Source organism: Phaeodactylibacter sp. (assembly GCF_022763345.1).
Taxonomy (GTDB): Bacteria; Bacteroidota; Bacteroidia; order Chitinophagales; family Saprospiraceae; genus Phaeodactylibacter.
In genome coordinates this window covers 33980-41855 of sequence record NZ_JALEGS010000042.1, presented here as the reverse complement: position 1 = coordinate 41855, position 7876 = coordinate 33980, and the positions used below count along the sequence as shown (strand labels likewise).

The window sequence follows — 7876 nt, the reverse complement described above, 5'->3', positions numbered from 1 at the left end:
GGCCTAAGGCACAAACCCGACGCACGCGTATATGCCGACACGAAGTCATGTTTGGTTCCAAATTACTTCGTCGTCGGTATAACCGCTATTTTCAACAGCCTGCTGTTTGGAATATTCATCCTGGCAGCGCCTGCGCTCAGGGTCAGTTAAAGTATCATTCTACTTCCCTCCACTCCAGCCCCTCCTGTATCAAAAATACAGCTCCTTGCTCCGGCTGCCTCAGCGTCAAAAAATAATGATGCCCTTTGCTATCGACCTCATATACTTCTGTGTCATAGCCCGGCCCCATACCAATACCGCGTCTCCACCACCAATTGCCCCACTGATTAAACTCCACCCGTAAGGTGCCCGTACTGTCAACGGTAGCGGTTGCGCCATCCGTAAGACGGGTCATATTGTATTGGGCTACTTCGTAGATTTGACCATCGTAAGGCTGTTGTTTGATGTACTTAAGCGCATCGCGAAAGGCATGGTCCTCCCCGCTGTAGTCGCGGAACATGGGCGCACCCTGAAAGTTGTCCGGCAGATTGAGGAGGTAAGCGGCCGGAGCATCGTAGTAGTCAAACCCATCGAGCATTTGCTGGTAAACCTGCGTGGACTTCCACCAGAACTGATTGTGCTGCCAAAGGAAATAGCTGGAACAACCAAGATAGGCCAGCAGCAGGGGCAGCCGGCCCCACCTTGGCAGCGCGCTCAAACCTGTGGCCAGGACCAGCGCGAGAAAGGCAGAGGCCAGGTAGCCGTAGCGGTCATTTTCCAAATGCAGGGTGTAATTGAAATACAGGTTGAGCACCGGAAGCAGCGCCAGCCCAAACCCCGTCAGTCCTATGATTGATAACCGCCACCGGTTACTCAGTCTGTTCCGGAAGATAAGCCCTGCGGCTAAGAGCACAATTAATATTCCACCCAAACTCAAAGCAACCGCAGGTTGTGCCAGCCCCTCAAAAAGCCATTGTTTGGCGGCGTGCGGCCAGTTGCGGGCAAAAAGCAGGTGCTTGGCGGTGTAGCGTAGCCCGTTACTGAGTAGCACCGGTAGCTCAAACTTGAGGTGGACCTCCGCTCCGTAGTGCCCTACCCAGGACCCAAGGATAAGCCGGTTGAGCATAAAGTAAAGCCCTACGCCCCCAAACTGCGGCAGGCTCAGGCACCGCCATTTAGTCCAGCTTCCATGGGGTAGCATCAACAGGAGCAAGCTGCTGAGGAGCGGGATAATCAGGACTAACTCAAAGGTGAACAAGCCCAGGATAAAGAGGCCCTGTATCAGCACCCACCGACGAGGGTCAGGCTTGTCCAGCCAGTCTAAAGTGAGGCGTGCCGTACCCAAAATGACTGCAGTGGAAAGCAGGAAGTTCTGTGCCACCCGCCAGGTGACTGGCTCGGAAGCATAGGGCGATAGCAGGAACAAAAAAGCCGCCATCCACCCCATCAGATGAGCATTGGGCAACTGCAGGCGCTCGCTTAGCGCTTTTCCCAACTGTAAAAGCAGGAACGCATTGAGCGCATGAAGGCTACTCTGCAACAGGTACCAGGGCAGTGGCGCAATGCCAAAGATGGAATGCCAGGTGTAAAGCAGGGCATTCAGTACCTGCTGCATGGCCGGAAACCCAAAGCAGTCCAGTATGCCCGCAGCTGTCCTTCCTTCAAAACGGGACAACAGCCCCGTAAAGTCCGTGACGAAGCCCGAATACCGTGTGGGAAAGTAAAACAGCTGGGTGATGGCCCAAAACAGAAGGTACTGCAACAGGGCAGGGTAGCGCTGCATTCTTTTTTGAGGCTAAGATAAGGTATTCTGAAGTGAAGCTATCCAGGACGGGAAATATCCCCGTCGAATCCCTAATTTTAAGGTTTGCTAACTAATGCCCGGACCCGAATGGCTTTTCCGCCCCACATGAAATTCAATTTCCCCTGGCGTACCTATCAGGCGCGGTTGCTGTCTGAGCTGGGGCAGCATCTCGGGGATAACCGCCTGCATGTGGTGGCCCCGCCCGGTTCGGGCAAGACGGTGTTGGGGTTGGAAATCATGCGGCAGCTCAATCAGCCCTGCCTTATTCTTTGCCCTACGCTGGCTATCCGTCAGCAATGGGGCGAACGCCTCACGCAGGACTTCCTGAATGGGCAGCAACCCGACTGGCTTTCCTACGACCTCGAAAAGCCCGGCACCGTTACCATTACCACCTATCAGGCCCTGCACGCTGCGGTAAAGCGGGGAGACGAAGTGTGGAATACCCTCAAGCTGCTTGCTGCCGGTACTCTGATAGTCGATGAGTGCCACCACCTGCAAAAAGCCTGGTGGCAGAGCCTGATGAAAACCTACGAACAGTGGTCGCCTACCCTCATTGCCCTCACTGCTACGCCGCCCTACGATGTATCCGGTTACGAATGGCAACGCTATCAGGAACTCTGCGGGTTGATCGATGCCGAAATCAGTATGCCCGAGCTGATCGCCGAAGGTAATCTCTGCCCGCATCAGGACTACATCTGGTTTACCCTGCCCGCTGCTGACGAACAGGCTCCGCTAAAGGCTTTTCAGGAAGCCATCAGTGATTTGCTGGACCACCTGAAGGCCAATTATACGTTTCGCGAGCACCTCAAAGCACATCCCTGGCTCATCCGCCCGGAGGTGTGCCTGGAAGCCATCTATGAAAATCCCTCGTATTTCTCTGCGCTCATGATTGTGCTGGAAGGCATAGGCGGGGTAGCCCCTGCCACCGCTATTGGCATTATTGGCGCTGATGACAGCCTGATCCCTGAAATGAATCTCGAATGGCTGGAGATGTTCTTCAATGAAGCCTTTTATAAAGACCCCTACTTTGAGCCTTTAAGAGAGGAGCCCTGTATGGTATCCATTTACCGGAGGTTGCGGAAAGCACATGCCATTGAGCGCCGGCGTATTTATTTGGAAGAGCCGCCTCACCTGGAGCGCCGCATCCGGCAGAGCAGCAGCAAACTGCATGCCATCGCTTCCATCACCCGGGCAGAGTACGGAAGCATGGGCAGCGACCTGCGGCTATTGGTGCTCACCGATTACATTCGAGCGGAAGCCCTGCCCCGTGCCGAACTGGAGGATAGTCCTGAATTGCAGAAAATAGGCGTAGCCCCTATTTTCGAGGCGCTCCGCCGGCTTTTCCCCGTAGAAGTCGAAATAGGCGTGCTGACCGGCAGCCTTTTAATTTTGCCTAAATTGCTGTTGCCTGCCCTCCGGCAACACATGGCACAAACAGGACTGGCGGATAGCGGCCTTCTGGCGTCAGCACTGCCGCATGATCCGCACTATGTACGCCTTCAGCCCCAGGAACACCTGAGAAAGCAGATGACAGGCCTGGTCACGCAGCTGTTCAACGACGGTCAGCTCCAAGTCCTGGTGGGCACCAACGCCCTGCTCGGCGAAGGTTGGGATGCCCCAGCCGCCAATACGCTGATCCTGGCTTCTGTGGTCAAGTCATTTGTAACTTCCAATCAGGCCCGGGGGCGGGTCATCCGTACTGACCCACGGCAGCCCGCTAAAGCTGCCAATATTTGGCACCTCGCATGTATGGACCCCTACCACCACGCAGGAGGACTGGATTGGAAAAAGCTGGCACAACGCTTCCGGGCTTTTGCCGGTCCTTCCTTTGAAGCCGCGCCACGTATTGAAAACGGGGTGGGGCGTTTCCATTTAGGGGAATTGCCCATCACGCCTGCCGCGGTAGCCCAAACTAACAGGCGCATGCTGGAACAGGCCGGTATGCGCGACCGGCTTAGGCGTGCCTGGGGCGAAAGTATTCAGCGAGGCGTGCATATGGCGGAGGAGATTACGTTGCCGGTGATTCGGACAAGGCGCCAAAAGCAGGTTTATGAAGTGTACTGGGCGAAGAATCAGGCGATGGTGGCTCCTCAGCTGGAAGAACTTGTGGAAATGGGGAACATCGTCATGCCAATGGTGGCAGCGGGCAGCGTAGCTATGGTGATTTCCGGGCTGATCCCTCCGCAGGTGCTGTTGCTGGTTAGTGTGCTGCTGCTTTTGCTGTACAGCCTTTTTAACCTGGGGCGCAATGGTTACATCGGCCGTTTACGGCGTTTGGTACGGCAGTTCGAAGCAGAGCAACAGCTCAGGGTACGCTGGGGCAGGGTAGGGGTGGCGGCCGGGCTGTCTGCTCTGGCTGCGGGCGCAATTGGCGGATGGGTGACGGGGCTGACGGTGTTCTTGCTGGGTAGTGCAGCTACCGGTCTGGCGCTCTCCATACTGCAAGGCTCCAAACTATCGGAAGCACAGCGTCAACTGGACGAAGCCGGAAACGGTAGCCTGCTCATTGAGCGTACCGCCCGCGGCATCTTGCTTACCCTGCGGCAGCTGGAAATGCTGAGCAGCCCTTACTTCAAAATCCAACTGCGTATGGTGGAAAGCGCAGCGGATCAACCGGGGTGCTATCTGGAGGGCGTTACTTTGCAGGAAGAGCAGCTTTTTCTGGAGCTGCTGGAAGAAGCCCTCGGCCCAGTTGACAACCCCCGTTACCTGATTGTGCGGAAGCACTACGATGGAGAAGATTTACTTAGCGTACAGCACTATGCGGTGCCGGGCCTGTTTGGCCAGCGCCGCGCTGAGGCAGAAGCCTACCGGGAGTCGCTCCAACGGCAGATGCCTGAGCCGCTCGAGCTGTTGTACACCCGTACCTTCGAAGGCCGGCGGGTGCTGCTGGCCGCCCGCGCCAAAACCCTTGCCGATCCTGAGGTAATGCGGCAGGCAGCCTGGCGCTAAAGTTTAACAAATTGATAAAAGTCATAAATGGGCCCTGCGTTTCGTCATTCGGAATCCTTTTGAAAGCCAGCATCTTGTGAGTGTCAAAAGAAATTATTTTTAAACGCCCTCGGGCAAAAACTCCTCACTCATGAACCCTAATTTCGCAATCACAGGACCAGCATTACTGACAGGCGTGGGCATTGGAGTACTTGTTCTTCTTGCCATTATATTCTTGGGGCGCTTCTATTTCAATAAACAGTCCCGTTCCGGCTTGGCCGATCGGTACCGCGATGAGAAGAGGAGCTCCCGCCTCGCTGCACGCAATAAGTATCCGGAAGTAAACGTATTCAATTATTCGCCCATGTTTCTGCGCGTCGCTGCTATCGCCGTACTGGTGTTGGTTATCGGAGCCTTTAACTGGACTGTCTACGAGAAAGAGGTTTACATCCCTGAAGATGCACTGGCATTAGATGTAGACATCGAAATCGAAAAGCCCCGTACTGCGGAGCCGCCTCCTCCCCCGCCGCCTCCTCCACCTCCAAAAATTGAGGCGGTAGCGGAAATCGATATCGACGAAGAGGATGACTTCGAGTTCGAAGACCAGTCTATCGACGCCGACACCTACATTGACGCACCAGTCTATGAAGAGAAGAATGATGCACCACCTCCACCTCCTCCTCCCCCACCTCCTCCTCCAAAGGAAGAAGCTGCGGAAATCTTCAAGGTGGTAGAGGAAATGCCTCGCTTCCCCGGCTGTGAAGAGATGACAGCCAGCGCTTCCGAAAAGCGGATGTGCGCCAACAAAAAGATGCTTCAGTTCATCTACGAGAATATCCGGTACCCATCCGTGGCCCGGGATAACAACATCGAAGGTACGGTAGTCGTAAGCTTCGTTGTAGATACCGACGGCACTATTGATGATGCTCAGGTAGTGCGGGAAATCGGCGGCGGTTGTGGCGCAGAAGCCCTCCGGGTAGTCGAAATGATGAACAGTATGAATGAAAAATGGACCCCAGGCCGTCAGCGCGGACGGGAAGTGAAAGTCCTCTTCAACTTGCCAGTGAAATTTAAACTGGAGATCAACTAGGCAACATTAGCTTAAGCAAACAGCACAAAAAAGAACCGGAGCCAGGATGTATTTCCTGCTCCGGTTTTCTTTTTTAGTGTCCTGCTTTAGAACAGGCACGCTTTTAGCAAAGATGGATTAGCCCAAGTGTGCGCGTACCATCCATGCCATTTTCTCATGCTCCTCCATCAGTGAGATGAGGAAGTCCTGTGTGCCTGCATCGTTGTATTCTTCCATTACTACATCCTGATCGTGGCGCAGAAACTGTATGATGGCTTCATGGTCAGCGAGGAGGTTCTTGAGCATTTGCTCCGCATTGCCGTTGAGATGGCCGGTTTCTTCCAGTCGGGCCTCTTTCTTAAATTCCTCCATAGAGCCCGGAGAGAAAAAGCCGAGGCTGCGAATACGCTCTGCAATATCGTCGATATGGTCTTCCAGGTCGTCGTACTGCTCTTCAAAAAAAGCATGAAGCTGCTGGAAGTGGATGCCCGTAACATTCCAGTGATAATTGCGCAATTTGATATAAAGCACATGCTCGTCTGCAAGCAATTGTTTCAGTGCGTGGGCTACGCCCTGACGGTTAGAAGCTTCAATCCCGATATTTACGTCCACTTTTTCGTGGGTCAGATTTTTAGTTTCGGTACTCATGTTGTGTTTTGATTTTTGACTCGACTATTACAACGTAGACGCTCCTCCAAAGTTGACGGATTGGGCTATCCGAACCTTATTTAGAAATGTTCTGCCTGAAGGACCCCCAGATGAGCGATAACCTCCTCAGGGTCACGCTGATCCTCGTGCAGCCATAGCCGCCGGAAGGCTCCATCCTTATCATAGTCCCTGGCTTGCTTTTGGGTATTGAAGACCCGGTCGCGCGGGTCATTGCCCACGCCGCCGGCGTACATCCAGTTGCCATAATTGCTGGCTACATCGTAGTCCACCAGGAGGGATTCAAACCAGGCTGCACCTTTGCGCCAGTCCTGCTTCAGTTGGTGGACTAGATAGGAGGCCACATTTTGCCGGCCACGGTTGCTCATAAAGCCCGTGTAGAGGAGTTCCCGCATATTGGCGTCCACGAAATCGTCTCCGGTGGTACCGGTTATCCATTTATGAAGGGCTTTGGGGCTGTTTTTCCAGCGTACACTTTTGTCCTGTATACCGCCTTTGAAGAAGATTTTACGCCCGTACCGCATGGCCACGTACTTGAAGTATTCCCGCCACAGCAGTTCGAACTTTATCCAGTAGGTGTCTTTATTTTTGGTGCGCTCAGCCTCATAGGCTTCTACTTCATGCCAGATGGCCCGGGCGGAAATGCTGCCATTGGCCAGCCATGCTGAAAACTTGGAGGAGTAATCGGCTCCGATCAGCCCATTTCGGGTCTGTTTGTAGGAAGCCAGGGCGTCGGTCTCCCAAAGGTAGTGGTCGAGGCGGTTGTAGGCAGCAAGTGCACCGCCTTTGAAGGTCAGCACACCACGGTCATCTTGCACGGGCGTAGGGTAGCCAAGGCTTTCCAGGGTAGGCAGGGTTTCTGCCTCAAAAGGTACGTGGGGGATTTTTTCAGGCGGGTCGAGCGGAAGAGGGACTTCTGCATACTTTTCCACCCGCTTTCGGAATTGCGTGAAGACATCCGGCGTCTGCTCCACCGCGAAGGGCACTGCTTCGGGGTGGACTAGTAGTTGGCTGTGGTACAGGTGAAGCGGAAGGTGACTGGAGAGTTGTGCTTCGGCTTGCAGCTCTTCATGCGTGTATTCGTGGGAAGCAAAAACTGCTGTACAGTCATGGGCTTTCGCCAATTCGGGGATAACCTTTTCTGGTATGCCCACCTTGACCAGCAGGTCGCTGCCTTTTTCCTGCAGGTCATCCCTAAGGTCTTCCAGGCTTTCCAGTAAAAACTTAAGGCGGTAGGGGGCCATGCGGGTGAAGCCCCAGCGATCGGGTTGTAAGAGGCGTTCATCCAGGATGTAAACAGGCAGGACAGCTTTATGCGCTCTCAGTGCTGCATGCAGCGCGGGGTGGTCGGTAAGCCGCAGGTCGTTGCGGAACCAGAGAATGGCTTTGGACATGGATGCTCGTTTTTGGTGGGTGTAACAAAGAAC

Annotated in this window: 5 protein-coding genes; 2 read left to right on the top strand and 3 right to left on the bottom strand. The window is 54.3% G+C overall.

All coding sequences use genetic code 11. The annotated features are described in order from the left end of the window. Nucleotides 1–154 precede the first annotated feature (154 nt). Nucleotides 155–1762, bottom strand: a complete 1608-nt coding sequence (locus MRY86_RS11465; RefSeq protein WP_293568525.1) for a hypothetical protein — start codon at nt 1760–1762, stop codon at nt 155–157. A gap of 126 nt (nt 1763–1888) precedes the next feature. Here MRY86_RS11465 and MRY86_RS11460 point away from each other — a divergent pair, with 126 nt between their 5' ends. Together MRY86_RS11460 and MRY86_RS11455 are read left to right on the top strand one after the other, a co-directional pair. Next, nucleotides 1889–4735, top strand: a complete 2847-nt coding sequence (locus MRY86_RS11460) for a DEAD/DEAH box helicase family protein (protein WP_293568527.1) — start codon at nt 1889–1891, stop codon at nt 4733–4735. Nucleotides 4736–4865: 130 nt separating this feature from the next. Continuing rightward, nucleotides 4866–5804, top strand: coding sequence for an energy transducer TonB (locus MRY86_RS11455; RefSeq protein ID WP_293571464.1), 939 nt, complete (start codon nt 4866–4868; stop codon nt 5802–5804). A gap of 117 nt (nt 5805–5921) precedes the next feature. Here MRY86_RS11455 and MRY86_RS11450 read toward each other — a convergent pair whose 3' ends face one another. Together MRY86_RS11450 and MRY86_RS11445 are read right to left on the bottom strand one after the other, a co-directional pair. Then, nucleotides 5922–6431: a DNA starvation/stationary phase protection protein gene (locus tag MRY86_RS11450; protein WP_293563372.1), complete on the bottom strand. Its 510-nt coding sequence runs from the start codon at nt 6429–6431 to the stop codon at nt 5922–5924. A gap of 80 nt (nt 6432–6511) precedes the next feature. Further along, on the bottom strand, nt 6512–7843 hold the full coding sequence (locus MRY86_RS11445; RefSeq protein WP_293563371.1) for a DASH family cryptochrome: 1332 nt from the start codon (nt 7841–7843) through the stop codon (nt 6512–6514). Nucleotides 7844–7876: the final 33 nt, after the last annotated feature.

What these genes read in the sequence shown, in the direction of transcription:
- MRY86_RS11460 (WP_293568527.1), top strand. Translation starts at nt 1,889, where the DNA reads ATGAAATTCAATTTCCCCTGGCGTACCTATCAGGCGCGGTTGCTGTCT.
- MRY86_RS11450 (WP_293563372.1), bottom strand. Translation starts at nt 6,431, where the DNA reads ATGAGTACCGAAACTAAAAATCTGACCCACGAAAAAGTGGACGTAAAT.
- MRY86_RS11465 (WP_293568525.1), bottom strand. Translation starts at nt 1,762, where the DNA reads ATGCAGCGCTACCCTGCCCTGTTGCAGTACCTTCTGTTTTGGGCCATC.
- MRY86_RS11445 (WP_293563371.1), bottom strand. Translation starts at nt 7,843, where the DNA reads ATGTCCAAAGCCATTCTCTGGTTCCGCAACGACCTGCGGCTTACCGAC.
- MRY86_RS11455 (WP_293571464.1), top strand. Translation starts at nt 4,866, where the DNA reads ATGAACCCTAATTTCGCAATCACAGGACCAGCATTACTGACAGGCGTG.